This is a genomic window from Rhizobium sp. AN68 (assembly GCF_030758035.1).
GTDB classification, from domain to species: Bacteria; Pseudomonadota; Alphaproteobacteria; order Rhizobiales; family Rhizobiaceae; genus Agrobacterium; species Agrobacterium tumefaciens.
Genome location: NZ_JARWMI010000001.1, coordinates 167,972 through 188,089 on the forward strand (window position 1 = coordinate 167,972; position 20,118 = coordinate 188,089).

The 20,118-nt window shown below is 58.3% G+C and carries 16 protein-coding genes, 1 pseudogene and 2 riboswitches; of the genes and pseudogenes, 10 read left to right on the forward strand and 7 right to left on the reverse strand.

All coding sequences use genetic code 11. The features are described 5' to 3' along the window. Positions 1–35 precede the first annotated feature (35 nt). The 3 genes from RBH71_RS00785 (at position 36) to RBH71_RS00795 (ending at position 4,439) form a co-directional block, all read left to right on the forward strand. Positions 36–1,316, forward strand: a complete 1,281-nt coding sequence (locus tag RBH71_RS00785) for a hypothetical protein (RefSeq protein WP_323686973.1) — start codon at positions 36–38, stop codon at positions 1,314–1,316. Positions 1,317–2,092: 776 nt separating this feature from the next. After that, positions 2,093–2,306: riboswitch (cobalamin riboswitch) on the forward strand. Between the two features lie 102 nt (positions 2,307–2,408). After that, the gene (locus RBH71_RS00790) at positions 2,409–3,386 is read left to right on the forward strand and encodes a DUF1852 domain-containing protein (RefSeq protein ID WP_003517106.1); all 978 of its coding nucleotides are present in this window, start codon (positions 2,409–2,411) and stop codon (positions 3,384–3,386) included. Positions 3,387–3,410: 24 nt separating this feature from the next. Next, positions 3,411–4,439, forward strand: coding sequence for a methionine synthase (locus tag RBH71_RS00795; RefSeq protein ID WP_003517104.1), 1,029 nt, complete (start codon positions 3,411–3,413; stop codon positions 4,437–4,439). 352 nt (positions 4,440–4,791) lie between these two features. Here the strand turns inward: RBH71_RS00795 and RBH71_RS00800 are convergent, their stop codons facing one another. Next, positions 4,792–5,889 (reverse strand): helix-turn-helix domain-containing protein, encoded by a 1,098-nt coding sequence (locus tag RBH71_RS00800; RefSeq protein WP_323686974.1) that lies wholly within the window; start codon positions 5,887–5,889, stop codon positions 4,792–4,794. 86 nt (positions 5,890–5,975) lie between these two features. Between RBH71_RS00800 and RBH71_RS00805 the strand changes: the two genes are divergently transcribed. The 3 genes and pseudogenes from RBH71_RS00805 to RBH71_RS00815 all read left to right on the forward strand — a co-directional run bounded on the left by RBH71_RS00805 (position 5,976) and on the right by RBH71_RS00815 (position 9,033). Beyond that, the gene (locus RBH71_RS00805) at positions 5,976–7,361 is read left to right on the forward strand and encodes an LLM class flavin-dependent oxidoreductase (protein WP_111801297.1); all 1,386 of its coding nucleotides are present in this window, start codon (positions 5,976–5,978) and stop codon (positions 7,359–7,361) included. Between the two features lie 59 nt (positions 7,362–7,420). Then, positions 7,421–7,927: a flavin reductase family protein gene (locus RBH71_RS00810; RefSeq protein WP_323686975.1), complete on the forward strand. Its 507-nt coding sequence runs from the start codon at positions 7,421–7,423 to the stop codon at positions 7,925–7,927. Positions 7,928–8,479: 552 nt separating this feature from the next. Next, a pseudogene (locus tag RBH71_RS00815) lies at positions 8,480–9,033 on the forward strand (peroxiredoxin). Here RBH71_RS00815 and RBH71_RS00820 read toward each other — a convergent pair. The 5 genes from RBH71_RS00820 to RBH71_RS00840 all read right to left on the reverse strand — a co-directional run bounded on the left by RBH71_RS00820 (position 9,023) and on the right by RBH71_RS00840 (position 14,162). Further along, positions 9,023–9,808 (reverse strand): SDR family oxidoreductase, encoded by a 786-nt coding sequence (locus RBH71_RS00820; RefSeq protein WP_003517095.1) that lies wholly within the window; start codon positions 9,806–9,808, stop codon positions 9,023–9,025. The pseudogene RBH71_RS00815 and the gene RBH71_RS00820 overlap by 11 nt on opposite strands. A gap of 23 nt (positions 9,809–9,831) precedes the next feature. Continuing rightward, positions 9,832–10,791, reverse strand: coding sequence for a sugar-binding transcriptional regulator (locus tag RBH71_RS00825; RefSeq protein ID WP_013637520.1), 960 nt, complete (start codon positions 10,789–10,791; stop codon positions 9,832–9,834). Positions 10,792–10,811: 20 nt separating this feature from the next. Next, entirely contained in the window at positions 10,812–12,281 is a 1,470-nt protein-coding gene (locus RBH71_RS00830) for an FGGY-family carbohydrate kinase (protein WP_323686976.1), read from the reverse strand. Between the two features lie 115 nt (positions 12,282–12,396). Continuing rightward, entirely contained in the window at positions 12,397–13,353 is a 957-nt protein-coding gene (locus RBH71_RS00835) for a transketolase family protein (protein WP_323686977.1), read from the reverse strand. Continuing rightward, a complete protein-coding gene (locus RBH71_RS00840; RefSeq protein ID WP_076844245.1) occupies positions 13,353–14,162 on the reverse strand; it encodes a transketolase in 810 nt (269 codons plus the stop codon). Before RBH71_RS00840 ends, RBH71_RS00835 begins: the two co-directional genes overlap by 1 nt. 437 nt (positions 14,163–14,599) lie before the next feature. Here RBH71_RS00840 and RBH71_RS00845 point away from each other — a divergent pair, with 437 nt between their 5' ends. The 4 genes from RBH71_RS00845 (at position 14,600) to RBH71_RS00860 (ending at position 19,044) form a co-directional block, all read left to right on the forward strand. Beyond that, positions 14,600–15,580 (forward strand): ABC transporter permease, encoded by a 981-nt coding sequence (locus RBH71_RS00845; RefSeq protein ID WP_003517084.1) that lies wholly within the window; start codon positions 14,600–14,602, stop codon positions 15,578–15,580. 132 nt (positions 15,581–15,712) lie between these two features. Further along, a complete protein-coding gene (locus tag RBH71_RS00850; protein WP_003517083.1) occupies positions 15,713–16,642 on the forward strand; it encodes a sugar ABC transporter substrate-binding protein in 930 nt (309 codons plus the stop codon). A gap of 120 nt (positions 16,643–16,762) precedes the next feature. Beyond that, on the forward strand, positions 16,763–18,241 hold the full coding sequence (locus RBH71_RS00855; protein WP_112162120.1) for a sugar ABC transporter ATP-binding protein: 1,479 nt from the start codon (positions 16,763–16,765) through the stop codon (positions 18,239–18,241). 14 nt (positions 18,242–18,255) lie between these two features. Next, entirely contained in the window at positions 18,256–19,044 is a 789-nt protein-coding gene (locus tag RBH71_RS00860) for an SDR family oxidoreductase (RefSeq protein ID WP_060725041.1), read from the forward strand. Between the two features lie 122 nt (positions 19,045–19,166). On the opposite strand, the gene ribB is transcribed toward RBH71_RS00860, so the two are convergent. Beyond that, on the reverse strand, positions 19,167–19,808 hold the full coding sequence (gene ribB, locus RBH71_RS00865; RefSeq protein ID WP_035200834.1) for a 3,4-dihydroxy-2-butanone-4-phosphate synthase: 642 nt from the start codon (positions 19,806–19,808) through the stop codon (positions 19,167–19,169). Positions 19,809–19,927: 119 nt separating this feature from the next. Further along, positions 19,928–20,077, reverse strand: a riboswitch (FMN riboswitch). Between the last annotated feature and the right edge of the window lie 41 nt (positions 20,078–20,118).

Below are 20,118 nucleotides of genomic sequence, written 5' to 3' on the forward strand. Positions count from 1 at the left end.
CTTGTTTGGAAAAGCGCCTACCAAACGGAAAACTCATGTCTGTCAAATCGATCGTCGCGACAGTTCTCATGACCTGCTTCACAACAGGAGTGGTCGCTGCTGGCGATGGGCGCACCGGTTCCGGATCAGTTCGCGACCGCCTTGCTGTGAGCTTGTGTGCGGGTCTCGTTGGGAAGATGGACAAATCCACCACCCCCTTCGTATTTCGGAGCTTTGAGCCTGCACCGGGCGGCAAAGCGCTTGATCCCGCTCTTTCAAATGCGGGTTTCACCTATGACAATGCCCTGGCGACGATTGCCCTTTTTTCCTGTGGCAACGATACCGAAGCAAAAAGGGTTGCCGATGCGCTGCTGCTCGCCGTCAACAACGATCGCTATTACAGCGATGGCCGCCTGCGCAACGCCTACCGTTCCGGCCCCGTTGCGAACGAAAATGATGCTATGCTTTTGCCCGGTTTCTGGAGTGAGGCCAGCAAGACGTGGGTCGAGGATGACTATCAGGTCGGCAGCGCAACGGGCAACCTGGCCTGGGCGGCACTTGCGCTTCTCACTGCCAGTGAACGATTAAGCAATCCGTCCTATGTGCAGGCAGCGACCAAACTCATGCGCTGGATCGATGCGCATACGGCGGGCGCCCGCGATATCGGCTACACAGGTGGCACATTCGGTCATGAGCCTGCACCGGCCAAACTCGAGTGGAAATCGACGGAACATAATCTCGATGTGTATGCCGTTGCGGGTTGGCTCGCCGAAATTGAGGGAGCGCGCGCCTGGCAGGCGATGCGGGACAAAACACGCAAATTTCTTGATGCGATGTGGAATGAGCAGCAGGGACGGTTTTACGTCGGCAGCCAACCCGGAAGCGACACACCCAACTCGAGCCAGTCCGGAATAGATTCCGAGCTCTGGCCCATTCTCGCCGTGCCGGAGTTTCGGGGCCGCAGTGGGCGTGTTCTGCATTGGGTTGATCGGCATTATGCGGTTGCGGGAGGTTTTGATTTTAACGACGATCGGGATGGTGTGTGGCTGGAAGGTACGGCCCAGGCCGCGCTGGCATTTCAGCAGGTCGGCGATGCCGAGCGGGCCGAGGCGCTGCTTGCCACCATCGCCGCACAAATATCTCCCGATAACCTGATCTACGCGACACTCGGGGACGAACTGACGACCGGGCTGATGATCGGGCCGACCTCGACATTTGCCGACTTCAAATATTTCAGGTTGCCGCATGTCGGGGCCACTGCCTGGGCAATCCTTGCAGCGAAAGGCTGGAACCCTTTTCTTAGAAAAAGCGGTTGTATTCGTCTTTGTGAGGGATAATCGTCCGTCTCGGCGGCAGCAGAAGGATATTGCTCCAGGCCGTTGCGCCGGAGATTGAAAACTGGGACGCATGACGCTGCTGAAAGCGGCGAAAAGCGTAAAACCGCAACGTTGACTGCCGACTGGCAGTTCCAGTGGTTAAAGCCTAACGGTACGATCAACGAAGCCGAATACCGCCCACTGCCAGACCTGTCAGATGCCCGGTGCGGATCGGAACTTCCTGTGCACCTTCAACTACATGCGGTGGTCCGAAGGACCGAGCACAGATCGGCGATGCTGTCGCGGATACGCGTCCGTGATGTTATCGGCCCGCTATTTAAGGGTGCTTGCCTTCGCTCATTCGCTATTTAATTCAAACGCCGATCCCTTAAATAGCGCTGCGCCGGCACAGTAGGGCATGTCCGAATAGCATCCCAACCTCCAGCGGCGCCGCTTCGTTGAAACGCCTGTGGCAGCCGAAATCATGCGCGCCTCCGGTTTCACCAGGCTGCTCCCGCGCCAGGAACTGTTCGTGGTGTGGTCTGATCCTTTCAACTGCGTGGCGCGAGACGTCTACTATTTCCCGGAAGCTGTCATCACGCATGCTTACCTGCGCTTGTCAGGATCGAACCGACAGTCGACGATTCATCTTTAGTTTGCCACGGCTAGGTCCGCGTATGTGAGAATCGCCTGACAACGCCGAATGCAACCTACTCGGTCGGAACCGACAATGGAAACGTAGACTTAAGGACATAAAGATATCGTTATATGATGTTGACCGATGACGTGGCTTACAATATGGTCGTCACGCCTAAGGTTCCCCAGTCGTTGCACGCAACGTGCCGGGGCTAAGAGGGAAGTCGGTGCTCCGTGTCATGCGGAAAAGCCGACGCTGCCCCCGCAACTGTAAGCGGCGAGCTGAAGTCCAATATGTCACTGGTTTACCCCGGGAAGACGGACGGAAGTGATGATCCGTGAGCCAGGAGACCTGCCTTTGGTGAAATAACGTCCACGGGCGGGGTGTCCCAGTGTGCCGTAGCAAAGGCTGCATTGTCGCGGCCCGTCTTGCTATGCGTCCGCAGACCCATGCCCCCAACTTTATAGGGGCACAACATGTCTCAGACCTGCATTTTTACGATCACGAGCGTACCCTTCGATGAGGACTATCGTCCTTCAGAAAATACGCGCATCACCACCAATTTCGCCAATCTGGCCAGGGGCGAAAAGCGGCAGGAAAACCTGCGCAATGTCATGCGCATGATCGACAGCCGCTTCAACGCCCTCGCGCACTGGGATAATCCCAAATCGGACCGATACTCTGTCGAGTTGGAGATCATTTCGGTCGACATGAGCTTCGATGTCGCAGGTGAAAAATTTCCCCTCATCGAGATACTGAAGACGACGATCATCGATCACAAAACCAGTGAACGTATCGACGGCATTGTGGGGAATAACTTCTCCTCCTATGTGCGAGACTACGACTTCAGCATTGTGCTGCCGGAGCATAACAAGAGCGTTCCTGCCTTCAGCATTCCGGCCGACTTCGGCGACCTGCATGGAAACCTGTTCAAGTCTTTTCTGCGGTCGGATGCCTACCGCTCGTACTTTCGCAAGCCGCCGGTCATTTGCATCAGCGCCTCGACCAGCAAGACCTATTACCGGACCGAAAATCATCACCCCGTGATGGGCGTCGAATACCGGCAGAATGGGTTCTCGTCCACCGACCAGTATTTCGGGAAAATGGGATTGCAGGTTCGCTACTTCATGCCTGCAGGCAGCGTTGCGCCGTTGGCCTTCTACTTTGTTGGGGACTTGCTGGGCGACTACTCCAATATTGAGCTAATCGGCGTCATCAGCACGATGGAAACGTTTCAGAGAATTTATCGCCCCGAAATCTACAATGCGAACGCAGCAGCCGGGACATTTTACCAGCCCAACCTGAAGCACCAGGACTATTCGCTGACCCGGGTCATTTACGATCGCGACGAACGAAATCGCTTGGCGGTGGATCAGGGTAAGTTCACCGAAAAACACTTCATCAAGCCATACCGCGCCGTCCTTGAGCAATTGTTTGCTCACCGCCCCGCCTGAGCATCACTTAGAAGAGGTCCCATCGTGAAGAAACTTCTCCCCACATCGACCGCTGGCAGTCTGCCGAAACCCTCCTGGCTTGCGCAGCCCGAAAAACTGTGGTCGCCCTGGAAGCTGGAGGGCGAGGAATTACTGGAAGGCAAGAGAGATGCCCTGCGCCTTTCACTCGACGATCAGCAACAGGCCGGCATCGACATCGTCAGTGATGGCGAGCAAACACGCCAACATTTCGTCACGACTTTCATCGAGCACCTCGACGGGGTCGATTTTGCAAAACGCGAGACAGTCAGAATTCGCGATCGCTACGATGCGAGTGTCCCGACAGTCGTCGGCGCCGTGTCTCGCCAGAAGTCCGTGTTCGTCGAAGACGCCAAGTTTTTGCGCCAGCAGACCAAACAACCCATCAAATGGGCGTTGCCGGGTCCGATGACGATGATCGATACTCTCTTTGACGGCCATTATAAGAGCCGTGAAAAGCTTGCCTGGGAATTTGCCGGTATACTCAACGAGGAAGCAAAGGAATTGGAGGCTGCCGGCGTCGATATCATCCAGTTCGACGAACCTGCCTTCAACGTTTTCTTTGACGATGTGAATGACTGGGGTGTCGCCACTTTGGACAGGGCAATTGAAGGGCTGAAGTGCGAGACCGCCGTCCATATCTGCTATGGTTACGGCATAAAGGCCAATACAGATTGGAAAAAGACACTCGGGTCAGAATGGAGGCAGTATGAGGAAACTCTCCCCAAGCTGCAGAAATCCGGCATCGGTATGATCTCCCTCGAATGCCACAATTCTCATGTCCCAATGGATCTTCTGGAACTTGTTCGAGGTAAGAAAGTGATGGTTGGGGCCATCGATGTGGCAAGCGATACCATCGAAACCCCGGAGGAAGTCGCTGCAACGCTGCGCAAGGCGCTTAAGTTTGTCGACGCAGATAAACTTTGCCCCTGCACCAATTGCGGCATGGCCCCCCTGTCTCGTCGTGCGGCAAGAGACAAGCTGAATTCCTTGAGCGCAGGAGCTGAGATCGTCCGAAGAGAGCTGACTGTTTAGTTTTTTGATAGTCTGAACCTGCGGATGGCAGCCGTTCGCCGCCACCGCGCCCATCGCGACAAACGCTGGGAGACTTACGAATGGCTATAAGGTCACGACGCGGATCATTCTGACGGCTTCGACGGATGTCCGCCTCTTGGCGCAAAGCTGCCAAGACGGCCTGTTCAAGCCGGCAATTCCGAAGAGCAGGTCGTCCCCAGATTAGAAAATTTACACATTTATTACCACCTCAACTGAGGATGTGATGGTTTCCATCCTTTCAAGGCGCAAGACAACTCGCTTGCCATGTAAGTCCGTCGCTATCCACCGACCACGAACCCGTCTACGTCAAACGGGTGCTGCTTGCTTTGTGCTACTGCACTCGATATTCGCGTGGCGCGACACCGAACTGGTTCCGAAACGATCGGCTGAAATGCGAGAGGTCATTGAATCCCCATCGGAAAGCGATCTCTCCAATAGAGCTGCCACGTTTGGTACGCAGATCGTCCGCGCATTTTTGCAACCTTTGCCGAAGCAAAAACTGGCTGAATGTCTCGCCGCTGTCTTCCAGCAGTCGGTGAACATAGCGAACCGAAATGCGGAAATGTTCGGCTGCCTTCGCCGGTGTCAACGCCGGATCTGCCGCATGCGAAGTGATGTAGTTGATCAGGGAAAAAGCGAGCTGATTGCGCAATGTCCCCCTCGCTCGGTCTCCCTCGCGATCGGATACGCCGAGAACCAGCGCAACCAGTTCCACCAGATGGTTGGTGATGGATAAGGACGCGGCGGCGTCGAGATGCTCGGCATTCATCGCAATCGATGACAGATAGTCGGTCGCAAGACCCGCGAGTGGATCACTGCTGCTTATTTTAGTGGCCATCAGTCTGTCGGGTTGCTTCAGAAGAGGCTGCAGAATTGCCTTGGGAATGCGGAACGAATGCTGGGTCCAACTGTCGCTGCAGTAATCGTTGATATATGGCTCGGTCGGATCGACGATCGAGAAATCACCGTGCTGCAAGAGCGCTTCCCTGCCGTTCTGCATCATCCGGCAGTGACCTTCCACTTGTAGATTGAGGAAGTACACCTGTTCGGGCATTCGGCTGATTTCCTGCCTGCGGCGATGAATTTTTTGCCTGCTCGACGAAATTGTCGTGACGTTGATCGAGTTTAGCAGCTTGGCACGAACGTGGCCGAAAAACGGGGCATGGCCTTCTGTTGTCGAGTTCAAAGCGACGTATTCCTGGCAGAGCACCTCTTTCCAGAAAGGGAAACGGTCCTTCTGCGGCAATTCGGTTGCGTTCCAGACAGTCATTTCCAGCGCCTCCGTCAGCGACCATTGTCGCAATGATGACGCAAAAAACATGCCAAGCAATCTTCGTCTGCTGGCACGATCGACCCGAACCGGGGTCATTCCGCAGTCTTCGGGCATGAAGATAATGAATGCCTTTATGGCCAGTGTCACTTTGCGCACAGAAACTGTTCACTGTGAGCCAAGACGCATGTTGCGTTGCGGCATAGGCTTGTTTCCGGGAACAAAGACAACAAACAGGAGAAGCTATGCGCAAGCGTCTGATATTCAATTGCTTTACCATGAACGTCCCTTCGCACATCTACCACGGGACGTGGCGGCATCCGAAAAATGAACTGGCCAACTTCAACGATTTCGCAACATGGGCCAACCTCGTCAAGAAGCTGGAGCAGGGCAAATTCGACGCGATCTTCTTTGCCGATATCCTGGGTATCGATCCCGCCTATGACGGGAAGTGGGATACATACTTCCAGCAAGGCCTTCACATGCCTTGCAACGACACCTTCACGCTCTGCGCTGCTCTGGCAGGCGTGACGAAGGATCTGGGGCTTGTCTTTACGAGTTCGCTTCTTTCCGAACACCCATTCGCGTTTGCCAAGAAGGCATCGACCCTCGATCACATCAGCGGCGGCCGCATCGGCTGGAACATCGTCACGAGCGTGACCGACAACGCTGCACGGAATTTCGGCTTCGACAAGATCGTCCCCCACGATCAGCGCTATGACTGGGCGGATGAATACATGGATGTGCTTTATAAGCTCTGGGAGGGGTCCTGGGATGCAGGTGCAATGATTGCGGACCGGGAAAGCGGCGTCTTCAGCGACCATACCAAGGTGCACCGCATCAACCATCAGGGCGAGCGCTACAGGGTTCAGGGGCCGCATCTCGTCAGCCCCTCGCCACAGCGCACGCCGATGTTATATCAGGCCGGCGCGTCGAAGCGCGGAAGCCAGTTTGCGGCGCAGCATGCCGAAGGAACATTCGTGCTCTATCCAAATGTGAACGGAGCCCGTATCGGCATCGCGGGCACCAAGCAAGTGGCCAGCCAGGCAGGGCGGGGCCCTGACGATCTAAAGTTCATCCAGGGACTGTCCTTCGTCGTCGGCAGCACGATGGAGGAAGCAGAACGCAAGGCGAAGGAAATCGACGAGTGGGTCAGCTATGAGGGTCTGGCCGCGCATGTCAGCCGCGACATGGGAGTCGATCTTTCAAATATGGATCCTGACAAGCCGATCGACGAGTCGGGCCTGGATGGATTGCAGGGTTATGCCCGTATGATCGAGATGGGCAAGCTCAAGGGCGAGAAGGCAACTGTCAAGGATCTGGCAAATGCACTCTCATACAATTGCCGTATCGTGGGAACTCCCGAATCCATCGCGGATGAACTGGAGCAGTGGCAGGATGCAGGTGTCGATGGCATTAACATGATATGCCAACTTCACCCTGATACGTTTGTTGATTTTATCGATCACGTCACGCCGGTTCTTCAACAACGCGGGCTTGCACAAAGCGAATATGCGGAAGGAACGCTCCGCGACAAGCTTTTCGGGCGGGGATCGCTTCTCCCTGAGAATCATCCTGGCGCTTCCTATCGGAGCGCATTTAACGGGCAGTCCCTCGACGCTGCCGAGTAAGGCATCACTGACCCGCTTTGTCCGGGTTCTCGTTTGTCCCTAATCGATGGATGGAAATAATGCTGGTAAATACTCTAGCGCGGGCGGATGCACTGAGTTTCAAAGATGCCATGGCGATGATGGCAGCTTCGGTGCAGCTTGTGGCAACAGACGGCAGAGCAGGACGTGCGGGACTGACCGTCACCGCAGCTTGCTCAGTCTGCCAGGAGCCGCCAAGGCTGCTGGTCTGCGTGAATACAAAGGCATCGGCGCACGCGGCCATTCTAGATAACGGGCGGCTAAGCCTGAACCTCCTCTCGAACGAGCATAGTGAAATCGCTGCGGCGTTTGGTGGAAGAGTGCCGCCAGAGAAGCGCTTCGAACTGGGAGAATGGACATTGGACGAACTGGGGCAGCCCATGCTCGAAGGCGCATGCGCGCATTTCAGCTGTTCAGTTCACGAGGTGCTTGAATCGGGAACGCACACGATTTTTGTGTGTAACGTTCATTTCGCGAAGAGCAACAAGGGTCGCTCTCCTCTCCTGTATTTCGATCGCAACATGACCACGCTGCTGCAATTTGCATAGCACCGCCCAAAGCATTTATTGATTGGCAGTTGGCCTGTGTCCTCCCAGTCGCACGGAGATCTCTCATCCTGACCGGCATCATCCGTGCGATTGCAAGCTCAGCATGTGCTTTGCCACACATTGCCCTTTCGGCCATGTCAGCGTGGTCGATCTGAACCTCCGGTGGGCGATTATATTCGTCGTTCGACTGGCAGGCACCCTGCTGGCGTAAATGATAGCTTTGAGGGCGATAGCTCTACAGTAGTACGATCAGCGGTTCGATTTTCTGTTCAAGGCGTTCAGGCATTGCGAGAGTGCGGATTCGGTATCGACGCAGGCAAGGTTCAGCGGGAAAATTAGTTTCCGTTTTATCGGCTGCCGCCATCTCTATTGGCCAGAGATTTGGCAATCGGTGACTTTGTCAAATTGAATGAAGGCGTGGCGTTCGTATTCCATCAAGGCTGAAGGCGCGAATCGCTACGGCATCTTTGCACCTGCGCACTAGACATTGCGGTAGTATGAAAATCGGCTAACTTCGCAACGTCGACAGACAGGAAGAGCAACGAGGTGGCAATGATTGAACCCGGCGGGGATGAGCAATTAGTTACCCTACGTGACGACGGAGCAGCCAGGCATTTACCCGGGATGGAGTTGCCTGGCATTGGTTTGGCTGCGACGGATGGCACGACCGTCGATCTGCGTGAGCCGGGGTTAACCGTGGTCTATGCTTCCCCCGGACAAGCCCGCCCGGAGGAAAGGCGATTGACGGATGGGACGCAATACCCGGCGCGAGGGGATGTACACCACAGTCCTGTGCCTTTCGTGATCATTTCGCTGAACTGAAGGCATTGGGAGCAACGCGTCTGTTTGGCCTTTCTACGCAGACCACGGAGTATCAGCGAGAGGCAGCAGAGCGGCTTCACCTGCCGTTTCCTCTGCTTTCCGATCATTCACTCCTTCTGGTGTCAGCCCTCCGCCTTCCAACTTTCCAGGCTGGAGGCCTGACACTGCTCAAGAGGCTCACGATGATTATCGAAACGGGCGTTATCAAGCATGTCTTTTACCCGGTCCATCCGCCAGAGAAGAACGCAGATGCCGTCATCGATTGGTTGAGTGCTACGACATGATCAGCCCGCCATCGACATTAATTGTCTGGCCGGTGATGTAGGCCGCATCCTCGGAGGCGAGAAACGCCACCAAGGCTGCCACTTCGGCTGGTGTTCCTGCGCGGCGCATTGGAATGTTGCGCACCCATTCGGCCATGAGTTCGCCGGGCTTGTAGTCACCGAGCATCTGGCCCCAGACTCGGTCGTTATAATCCCACATTTCGGTGTGGATGATGCCGGGGCAAATGGCGTTGACGGTGATGCCTTCGGGCGCCAGTTCCTTGGCCAGACTTTGCGTGAGGCCGACGACGCCGAATTTTGAAGCGGCGTAGTGGGGGGTATAGATAAAACCCTGGCGGGCCTGGCCGGAGGCGGTGTTAACCAGGCGGCCCTTGGTGCCACTTGCGCGGAAGCGGCGGATCGCTTCCTGGCAGCACAGGAACGCGCCCTTGGTGTTGACATCGAGGTTGAAATCCCACTGTTCCTGCGTCAGCTCCTCGATCTTGGAGATGGTGATGACGCCGGCGTTCTGGACCGAGATGGAAAGCGGACCGATTGCCTCTTCGGCTGCGCCATAGGCCTCGCGCACCGCCGCCGCATCCCGCACATCGAGGATCACGCCATGGGTGACTGAGCCGGTTTCGTCCGCCAGCTTTTTGGCGGCGTCATTGGTGTCCTTGTCGACAGAGGCGATGGCGACTTTCGCGCCTTCCTCGGCAAAACGGCGGGCGATGCCGTAACCGATGCCCTTGTTGCCTCCAGTCACGAATACGGATTGACCTTCAAAGCGCCTCATGTCTCCTCCTTATGGGATAACGGCTATGTTTCTGTGCCGACCAGTCGTTCGGCGGTGAATTTGTCGGTGACAAGGACATCGATCACGCCGGTTCTGAGCGCACCGGCGATCGCCTCGGTTTTTTTCGAGCCGCCGGCGAGTGCAATAACGCGGTCGACATTGGAGAGGTTCTCCAGCGGAAGGCCTATGACCCGGTCATCGAGCGGTGTCTTGACGGGCTTACCGTCCTTGTCGAAAAACCTGAGCGAAATATCGCCCACGGCGCCCGCCTGTGCGAGATCGGCAAGCTCCTTGGCGGAAAAAATATTGCCGGAACGTGCAAGAAGCTCCGATGGCTCGACGGCGCCGACACCGACGATTGCGAGCGTGATCGAACCGAAAAGATCGATGGTTTCGCGCACGAAGGGATCGGCCAGCATCAAAAGCTTGGCCTCGCGAGAGGTGGCGACGCCTGGGACCGGCAGCAATTTCGGTTCGGCCTCCGTCAGCCGCGCTAGCCGGGTGGTGATCTGGGTCGCGTGCGTTTGCACGGAAGGATCGCCCATGCCGCCCAGCGTCTGGACGATGTAACGCGCTTTGGCGCCCTTCAGCGGATGGATGTTTTCCACCATCTTGAAGATCGTCTGGCTCCAGCTGGAAACGCCGATGATCTCGTTTTGCGACAGCGTCACCTCGAGAAAATGCGCGGCAGCCTCGCCGATGCGGGCCATGATCGCGCCGTCGCGATCCTCGCTGCAATCGACGACAATGGCTTCCGGCAGATCGAAGCGTTCGCGAAGCTGTGCTTCAAGATCGCTATAGGTACCGGGCGGCGGAATGATGCTGGTGCGCACGATACCTTCCGTTTCGGCACGCTTCAGCATGCGCGAGACGGTGGCCTGCGAAAGATTGAGATGTTCGGCAATCTCCGCCTGCCGCCTGTGCTCGCTGAAATACATCTGCGCCACGCGGGATATCATCCGAAGTTCGTTGATCCTGCCCATAAGCCCTCCAGGGTGAATTTTTATTCACCCTTACCCGACGTCACAGGTAACGTCGAGCGCGCAATCGCGTCGCGCCAGACGGCAAGCCGTTGCCTGCCGTCACCCGACGAAGGCGCGATGGCGTTGCCGTGACTGTTGAGCGCGGCGATGGCGTCGAGATCGCTCCATAGACCGAGTGCGAGGCCGGCAAGATAGGCCGCGCCAAGCGCGGAGGCTTCCGGCGCGTCACGCTGGATGACGGGATGCTCCAGCATGTCGGCGACGCATTGCATGAGGAAACGGTTCTGGCTCGGCCCGCCATCCACGAACAGCTGTCCGAAGCCGGAGGGCGACTGCGCGCGCATGGTCGAGAAGACGTCATAAACCTGAAAGGCGATGGAATCGGTAACGGCGCGGGCCATCTGCGCGCGACTTGTGCTGAAATTGATCTGCGAAAATAGCGCGCGGCAATTGGAATCCCAATAGGGCGCGCCGAGGCCGACAAAGGCCGGGACGAAACCGGGGCCATCTGGTTCAGCGGTCGCGGCAAGCTCCACAAGAGATGCGACATCTGGCAGGCCGAGAATGTCCGTCATCCACGGCAGGGAGGCGGCAGACACAAGAATATTGCCCTCGAAGGCGAAAGTCGGCTTGCCGTGAAGCCTCCAGGCAACAGTCGTGGTGATGCCGCGCTCTGGCGCGATGAAATGCGGCAGCGTCGTCATCACCGATGAGCCGGTGCCGAACGTCACCTTGCCGTCACCGGGGTTGAAGGCGCCGTGGCCGAAGAGGGCGGCGTGGCTGTCGCCGACGGCAGCCAGAATAGGCGTGCCGTCCTTGATGCCGGGAACACCTGATGTCACGCCGAAGTCGCCGCTGCTGTCGCGCGGGTCGGGCAGGGCGTTGATGTCGATGCCAAAAAGGTCACAAAGCTCTTCGCTCCACACCTGCCGGTTGAGATCGAGCACCTGGCTTCGGGCCGCGTTGGAGGCGTCGCAGGCATGCACCCTGCCGCCGGTCAGGCAGTGGATCAGCCAACTATCGATGGTGCCGAGGCGAAGGCTGCGGCCCTTCGGCGCACGCTCCAACAGCCAGCGCATCTTGGCGCCGGGAAACATCGGGTCAATAGGCAGGCCGGTCAGCGCCATGACACGTTCGGAATGGCCCTTGCTGATGAGATCGGTGCATTCCTGCGCGGTGCGACGGCATTGCCAGCTCAAGACCGGGCCAAGCGGCTCGCCTGTTTCGCCGTCCCAGATCGTCACCGATTCGCGCTGGTTGGAAATGGCGATGGCTTCAATGTTGACGGCAGAGGGTGCCGAAGTCAGGCAGGCGGAAATCGCTTCGCGCACCGAGGCCCAGATACGGTTCGGATCCTGCTCCACCCAGCCGGGCTGCGGATAGGTGATGCCGACCGGCGATGAACCGCGCGCCAGCAATTCTCCTGTTTCAGAAACGAGAATGGCCTTGGAATTGGTGGTGCCCTGATCGATGGACAGAATGGCGCGCATCACTTGAGTTCTTTCGTCGGCAGTTTTTTCGTTTCAGCCTTGCGGTGATTAAACGACGATATTGCAAAGGGTGTCGCCGCGCATCCGAAGACACGCGACGACCCTGGGAGGAGACTTACTTTCTCTTGAGCAGCGCTGCTGCAGCCTCCGCGATGGCCGCGGGTGCCATGCCAAACTCATCGAGCAGCCATTCTGCCGAGCCGGTATGGGCAAAGACGCCCGGAACGCCGAGGCGCTTCATCGGCACGGGGGCATGATCGACGACAACTTCGGCGATGGCAGAGCCGAGACCGCCGAAGATCGAATGTTCTTCAGCCGTCAGGATTGCGCCGGTTTCCTTCGCTGCGGCAATGATGGCCGCCTCGTCGATCGGGCGCACGGTTGCCATGTTAAGCACACGCGCCTTGATGCCACGACCGGCCAGAATATCGGCGGCCTTGACGATGCGGTGTGTCAGCGTGCCATTGGCGATCAACGTTATGTCGGAACCTTCGCTCAGCAGGTTGGCGCGGCCGAGTTCGAAGACGTGGCCATCAGGCAGAAGGTCGGGCACGCCGACGCGCGACAGACGAAGGAAGCAGGGGCCGGCATAGTCCGCAGCCCATTTGACGGCGGCGGCCGTTTCGATGCGGTCGCAGGGGGCAATCACCGGCAGGTTCGGCAGAACGCGGGTCCAAGCGAAATCTTCGATCGAGTGATGCGTCGGACCCAGTTCGCCATAGGCCATGCCCGAGGAGATGCCGATGAGCTTCACATTGGCGTTGGAATAGGCGAGGTCTGCCTTGATCTGTTCCAGCGCGCGACCGGTCAGAAAACAGGATGCGCCGCAGACGAAGGGAAGCTGGCCGCCATTGGCAAGGCCGGCGCCGACGCCCACCATGTTCTGTTCGGCAATGCCGACATTGACGAGGCGCTCGGGGAATTTCGACTTGAAGCCGCCGAGCTTCGAGGAGCCGACCGAATCGTTGCAGACGGCCACGACTCTGTCGTTTGCAGCGGCCAGCGCTTCCAGCGTTTCGGCGAAGGCGTCGCGGCAATCATAGAGTTTGGCGGCGGTTACGGGCGCGTTCATTACAATGCCTCCGAAAGTTCTTTGACGGCAATTTCGTATTGTTCCTTGCTTGGAACCTTGTGGTGCCAGTCGACGCGGTCCTGCATGAACGAAATGCCGTGACCCTTATTGGTGTGCGCAACGATGCAATGCGGGCGCTTGCCTCGATGTTCGAGCGCCGGGACGATCTCTTCCATCGCGTTGCCGTTGATTTCGCTCACCTCCCAGCCGAATGCTTCAAGCTTCGGGCGAAGCGGCGCGACGTCGTTGGTTTCCGAGATCGCAGCACCCTGCTGGAAACGGTTATGGTCGATGATAAGCGTCAGATTGTTAAGCTCGAACTGCGCGGCGGACATGATGGCTTCCCAGTTGGAGCCCTCCTGCATCTCGCCATCACCGGTCATGACATAGGTATGGTAATCCGCTCCCGAAAGCTTGGCCGCCTTGGCCATTCCGACGGCAACTGGAAGCCCGTGGCCAAGCGGGCCGGTATTGGTCTCGACCCCCGGCACCTTGTTGCAGTTGGGGTGGCCATTGAGGCGGGAATTGGGTTGCAGGAAGGTCGAGATTTCCTCTTCCGGGATAAAGCCACGTTTGGCGAGCGTCACATAAAGCGCGCAGGCGGTGTGGCCTTTCGACAGCACGAAACGGTCGCGGGCAGGGTTCTTCGGTTCTTCCGGCCAGATGCGTAATACGCGGAAATAAAGGGCGGTCATGATGTCGATCGCCGACATTTCTCCGCCGATATGGCCGGCACCCGCTTCGAAAACAGCCTGGACGTCGCGAAGGCGAATCTGGCGCGCAATGCGCTCTAGCTCTGTGGGCTGCATGGGATCCTCTTCAAAACATGCGTGTGAATATTTATACAGCTGTTTATATAATTGCAGACGTGGCGTTTCTGTCAAGCCGGAATTGTGAATTGTCCTGTTTCAATCCGTGCCGATTATTTCTGCCACTTCATTTTCACCAATGATGAAGCGCACCTCCCCGCCTCATTCCTCGGTCCGTAAAAGGAACCTGCTCAGCCTAAGTCCTTTGGCTGAAAGGGCTCTCCTTGCCACGCAGGCGCGCTTGCGCTGGATTCCCGAGATGCGCACCGGAACGGGATGAGAGGCGCAGGTGTGAAGCCATCCCATCACCCGCAAGGCCCGTCCCGCCCTCCAAGCCTATTGACAAGTTTCTCTCAACTGGCTTATGCATGTTTCACCGAGCATGAATAATTATTCTAATCGGTTTAAAAAATGCAAGATAGCCACTTGGAGGAGCCATGTCCGTGCTTGAACGCAATGAGGGGGTTACGCACACCAGAAGCCCGCTTGCCTGGCTAAGCGGTGCGACCGGACCTCTTTTGGGCCTGCTGCTGCTGTGTGTCTTCCTGACCTTCACCAGCGAAAATTTTCTGTCGCTTCGAAACGGTCTCAACATCCTCGACCAGATCACCGTGCTCGGCATCATGGCCGTTGGCATGACCTTCGTCATTCTGCTCGGCGGCATCGATCTGTCCGTCGGTTCGGTGCTGGCGCTTTCGATGATGATCATGGGCTGGACAGCCAATGTCGCGGGCATGCCCATGGGCATGGCCATCATGCTGGCGCTCATCGCATCCGCAGCCTGCGGCCTTGTCGTCGGCGTTCTCGTAACCGCCTTCCGGGTTCCGGCCTTCATCGCGACGCTTGCCATGATGTCGGTGGCGCGCGGCCTTGCCAATATGATCACGGACGGTCAGCAGATCGTCGGTTTCCCTGACTGGTTCATGATGCTGGCCATCGACCGCCATTTCGGCGTACTGACGGCGACCGTGCTGCTGATGCTGGTCGTTGTTCTGGTGTCGTTTCTTTTCCTGCGCTTCCGCTCCGAAGGCCGCACCGTCTATGCGGTTGGCGGCAACCCGGAAGTGGCGCGACTTGCCGGCATCAACGTCGCCCTGGTGACGATCTGCGTCTATGTTGCCTGTGCGGTTCTTGCCGGTCTGGCGGGTATCGTTCTTGCAGCCCGTCTCGACTCGGTGCAGCCCTCCAGCGGTTTTGGCTACGAGCTGGATACGATTGCGGCTGTCGTCATCGGCGGGACCTCGCTTTCGGGCGGTGCCGGCGGCATCGGCGGAACGCTGATCGGCGTGCTCATCATCGGTGTGCTGCGCAACGGCCTCAACCTGCTCAATGTTTCTCCCTTTCTGCAACAGGTCATCATCGGTGTGGTTATCGTGCTGGCCGTGGGCGCTGAAACATTGCGCCGGCGCAGAAGCTGAATTTGCCTGCGGAGGGCGATGAGCCGTCCGCGCAATAGACGACCCTCCCGGTATGGGAGGCGTGAAAAGCGGCCGAAGGGGAGGAGGTTTGATCTGCCCGAAGGTCAAAAATCAACAAATGGAGGAATAATCATGAAATTTTCACGCATTCTGCTGACATCCGCCGCCCTTCTGGCCCTGTCGCTCGGTTCGGCCAACGCCGCCGAAGTCAAGAAGATCGGCCTTGCCGTTGCCAATCTTCAGGCGAACTTCTTCAACCAGATCAAGCAGGCCGTCGAAGCCGAAGCCAAGACGCGCGGCATCACCGTTGTCACCGTCGATGCCAAGGGCGACGGTCCGACGCAGGTCAACCAGATCCAGGATCTCCTGACGCAGAACATCGACGCGCTGATCTATATTCCGGCTGGTGCCGCTGCGGCGACCGTTCCCGTCAAGCTTGCCAAGGCGGCCGGTGTGCCCGTCATCAACATCGACCGCAATGCCGACGGCGCACCGGGCGATACCTTCCTCGCCACCGATTCCGTCGCTTCCGCCAAGTCGGTCTGCGACTACATCATCAAGCAGGCAGGCGGCTCGGGCAAGATGGTCATCATTCATGGCCAGAAGGGCACGACACCGGAAGTCGACCGCACCAAGGGCTGCATGGAATCGGTCAAGGCCAATTCCGGCGTGAAGATCGTTGCCGAACAGTGGTCCAACATGTGGAGCCAGGATGAAGGCTTCCAGATCATGCAGAACATGCTGCAGGCCAATCCGGACGTTTCCATCGTCTTTGCCCAGGCAGACGGTCTGGCGCTCGGCGCGGCACAGGCGATCAAGGTCGCCAACCCCTCGCAGAAGATCGTCGTTGGCGGCTTCGATGGCGACACGGCAGCGCTTGAGGCGCTGAAGAACGGCGTCTTTGACGTGACAGCGACGCAGCAGACCCAGAAGATGGGCCGCACGGCTGTGGAGATGGCCGTCAAGATCGTCGGCGGTGAGAAGGTTCCGGCCGTGCAGCTCTCCGAGGCGACGCTGACGACGAAGGAAAACGTCGACGGCTTCATTGCCAACCATCCCTGATGCATCCGCCCCCGCGCACTCCAGCCGGATGCGCGGGGGCGTCATCTGTTCGTTTTCAGGCAATTCGGACGCAAAGCTGTGGCGCATCGCTGCCACGCATGTTTCCCAGGAGGTCCCGTCATGCGCGAGCCGGTTCTTTCGCTCCGTGGCATCAGCAAACGTTACGGCCCGCTCGAGGTTCTGAAAAACGTCGATCTCGACGTCTATCCGGGTGAAGTCGTGGCGTTGCTGGGTGAAAACGGCGCCGGCAAGTCCACCCTCTCAGGCATCATCGCCGGTTCCCGCGAGCCGTCGGAAGGAAAGATGACCTGGCTTGGCCAGCCCTATACGCCCGCTTCGCCGCGTGAGGCGATCGACAAGGGTATTGTACTCATCCATCAGGAGCTGAAGCTTCTGCCGGAGCTTTCCATTGCCGAAAACGTCTTTATCGGCCGCTGGCCGATGAAAAACGGCATTGTTGACCGCGCCGAAATGGTGCGAAGGGCGCAGCAGCAGCTGGCGCGGCTCAATCTGCATATTCCCGCAACCCGCAGGGTGGCGGGCCTTTCGACCGCGAACCAGCAACTGATCGAAATCGCCAAGGCACTGGCGCTCGATGCGAAGCTCCTGATCCTAGACGAGCCGACGGCGGCCCTTGGCGGTGCGGAAACCCAGGCCCTGTTCGAGCAGGTTCGCAAGCTGCGCGCCGAGGGCGTGGGCATCATCTATATTTCCCACCGCATGGAAGAGATCAAGCAGATCACCGACCGCATCGTCGTGCTGCGCGACGGTGAGCGGGTGCATGAATTTGAAGACAGCGCGACACCGGTGCGCACCATCGTCGAAAGCATGGTCGGCCGGTCGCTGGAACGCCTGTTCCCGGCGCTGCCCGAACCGCAAGACAAGATGGTGCTGGAGGTCAAGGGGCTGACTGGCATGGACAATTCTTTCCGCGACATCAGCTTCGGCGTCCGCGCCGGCGAAATTCTTGGAATTGCCGGTTTGATCGGCGCGGGGCGTACCGAGCTGGTGCGTGCCATTTCCGGAGCTGATCCGACCAGTGCGGGCGAGGTTTTGCTCGATGGACAGGTACTGACGCTGAAAAGCCCGGCGGATGCGATTGCGAAGGGCATCGTCATGGTGCCGGAAGACCGCAAGCTTCAGGGGCTGGTTGTCGAGCATGAGATCGGTGAAAACCTGATCTACGCTAATCTTGACCGTGTCGGCACCGGCTGGATAACGCCTAGCATCAAGCGTGCTTTTACGAAGGAGGCAATTGCCAAATTCGGCGTAAAGGGCCGCAGCGAACAGCCTGCCTCGGATCTCTCCGGCGGCAACCAGCAGAAGGTCGTCATCGCCAAATGGCTTGCCCGCAACCCGCGTGTGGTTGTGCTGGACGAGCCGACGCGCGGCATCGATGTCGGCGCGCGGGCTGGCATTTACGATATTATCGTCGGTCTGGCCAAAAGCGGCGTTGCCGTCATCGTCGTCAGTTCCGATCTCGAAGAGGTGCTGGGCGTTTCAAACCGTATCCTCGTTCTTGCACAGGGAAAACAGGCCGGAATCCTCAATCGCGACGAGGCCAACGACGTCTCGGTCATGGAACTGGCAACCATCTGAAGAAGGAAATAGAGATGTCCACCATCACGCTCAACGCGCCGAAACTCTTCGATCTCTCCGGCCAGGTGGCGTTCGTCACCGGTGCCGGTTCCGGCATCGGCCAGCGGATCGCCATGGGGCTTGCCCAGTCCGGGGCCGATGTCGCGCTGCTCGACCGCCGCACCGATGACGGGCTGGCGCAGACGGCCGATTTCATTGCCAGAGCTGGCCGCAAGTCGATCCAGATCGCCGCTGATGTGACCAGCAAGCAGGCACTGAGCGACGCGGTAGCACGCACGCAGACCGAACTCGGCGCGCTTTCGCTTGCCGTCAATGCCGCCGGCATCGCCAACGCCAATCCGGCGGAGGAAATGGAGGAAAGCCAGTTCCAGACGATGATGGACATCAACCTGAAGGGTGTGTTCCTTTCCTGCCAGGCGCAAGCCAATGCCATGCTGAAGAACGGTCGCGGCGCAATCGTCAACATCGCCTCCATGTCCGGCGTCATCGTCAATCGCGGGCTTATGCAGTGCCACTACAACGCATCGAAGGCTGGCGTCATCCACATGTCCAAATCCATGGCGATGGAATGGGTGGGGCGCGGCATCCGCGTCAACACCATCTCGCCGGGTTACACCGCGACGCCGATGAACACGCGGCCGGAAATGGTGCACCAGACGAAACTGTTCGAAGAGCAGACCCCGATGCAGCGCATGGCGGGCGTCGATGAAATGGTCGGCCCGGCGATCTTCCTGCTGTCAGATGCGGCGAGCTTCGTGACGGGCGTGGACCTTTTGGTAGATGGCGGGTTCTGCTGCTGGTAGGGTTTGCGCGGCAGCGCTGCCCGAATTGATGACCACGTGCAAGAGGCAAGGTGGTCTGCCTTTTGATTTCACGCCCGGCTTTCGCCGGGCGTTTTTTTATTCACCGCACAGGCGCGTGAAGACTAGGCAACCTGCTTCTGCGCCACTTCCTCGACAACCTCGCCCTTCAGATAGGCAACGAGGTCCTTGATCGTCACGACGAGCAGACCGTGGCGTTCGGCGAAGATTTCGAGCTGGGGCAGGCGGGCCATGGTGCCGTCGTCATTGGCGACTTCGCAGATGGTGCCGCAGGGGTACTTGCCCGCCAGGCGGCACAGATCGACGGCGGCTTCCGTGTGGCCGGTGCGGCCGAGCACGCCTTCAGGGTTGGCGCGTAGCGGGAAGATATGGCCGGGGCGGGCGAAGTCTTCGGGACGCGAGCCTTCGGACACCAGCGCACGCACGGTCTTTGCCCGGTCGGCAGCGGAAATGCCTGTCGTGGTGCCGGGAATATAGTCCACGGAGACGGTGAAGGCTGTCTTGAGGGATTCGGTATTGCGCGACACCATCAGCGGAATGTCGAGCGCGTCGAGGCGCTCTCCCGGCATGGCGACGCAGATCAGCCCGCGCGCATGGTTCATCATGAATGCGATCTGCTGCGGAGTTATGCTGTCGGACGCGGCGATGATATCGCCTTCGTTTTCGCGGTCTTCGTCGTCAACGACAATTACCATCTCGCCACGGGATATGGCTTCGATTGCGTCTTCAATTTTAGCAATGGTCATTTTCTTTCAAGCCTTTCAAGGGTTATGCCGTTTTGCGGCATTTTCGCGCTTCAAGAAGCGCCAAATATCCCTTGGGCGAACAATGCAATGCGAAGCCCGCTGCATGCGGGCGTCTTTTGCCTTGTCCTCTTCCATCCGGACTATACCGTCGGCTCCGGCCTCTCACCGGATCTGCTGACCTTCCGGCTTTGGAGACCGGAAGCGCTCGCGGGCTCCGGGGAAATCCCGATACCGCCGGTGGGGAATTGCACCCCGCCCTGAGAACATTGCCAACATAAATTATCAAATGGGGAGGACGCAAGCGGCAATA

Coding starts and splice junctions, on each gene's coding strand:
- RBH71_RS00855 (WP_112162120.1), top strand. CDS start 16,763: ATGCGCGAGCCGGTTCTTTCGCTCCGTGGCATCAGCAAACGTTACGGC.
- RBH71_RS00820 (WP_003517095.1), bottom strand. CDS start 9,808: ATGAGGCGCTTTGAAGGTCAATCCGTATTCGTGACTGGAGGCAACAAG.
- ribB (WP_035200834.1), bottom strand. CDS start 19,808: ATGACCATTGCTAAAATTGAAGACGCAATCGAAGCCATATCCCGTGGC.
- RBH71_RS00785 (WP_323686973.1), top strand. CDS start 36: ATGTCTGTCAAATCGATCGTCGCGACAGTTCTCATGACCTGCTTCACA.
- RBH71_RS00825 (WP_013637520.1), bottom strand. CDS start 10,791: ATGGGCAGGATCAACGAACTTCGGATGATATCCCGCGTGGCGCAGATG.
- RBH71_RS00805 (WP_111801297.1), top strand. CDS start 5,976: ATGCGCAAGCGTCTGATATTCAATTGCTTTACCATGAACGTCCCTTCG.
- RBH71_RS00850 (WP_003517083.1), top strand. CDS start 15,713: ATGAAATTTTCACGCATTCTGCTGACATCCGCCGCCCTTCTGGCCCTG.
- RBH71_RS00845 (WP_003517084.1), top strand. CDS start 14,600: ATGTCCGTGCTTGAACGCAATGAGGGGGTTACGCACACCAGAAGCCCG.
- RBH71_RS00840 (WP_076844245.1), bottom strand. CDS start 14,162: ATGCAGCCCACAGAGCTAGAGCGCATTGCGCGCCAGATTCGCCTTCGC.
- RBH71_RS00810 (WP_323686975.1), top strand. CDS start 7,421: ATGCTGGTAAATACTCTAGCGCGGGCGGATGCACTGAGTTTCAAAGAT.
- RBH71_RS00830 (WP_323686976.1), bottom strand. CDS start 12,281: ATGCGCGCCATTCTGTCCATCGATCAGGGCACCACCAATTCCAAGGCC.
- RBH71_RS00860 (WP_060725041.1), top strand. CDS start 18,256: ATGTCCACCATCACGCTCAACGCGCCGAAACTCTTCGATCTCTCCGGC.
- RBH71_RS00790 (WP_003517106.1), top strand. CDS start 2,409: ATGTCTCAGACCTGCATTTTTACGATCACGAGCGTACCCTTCGATGAG.
- RBH71_RS00835 (WP_323686977.1), bottom strand. CDS start 13,353: ATGAACGCGCCCGTAACCGCCGCCAAACTCTATGATTGCCGCGACGCC.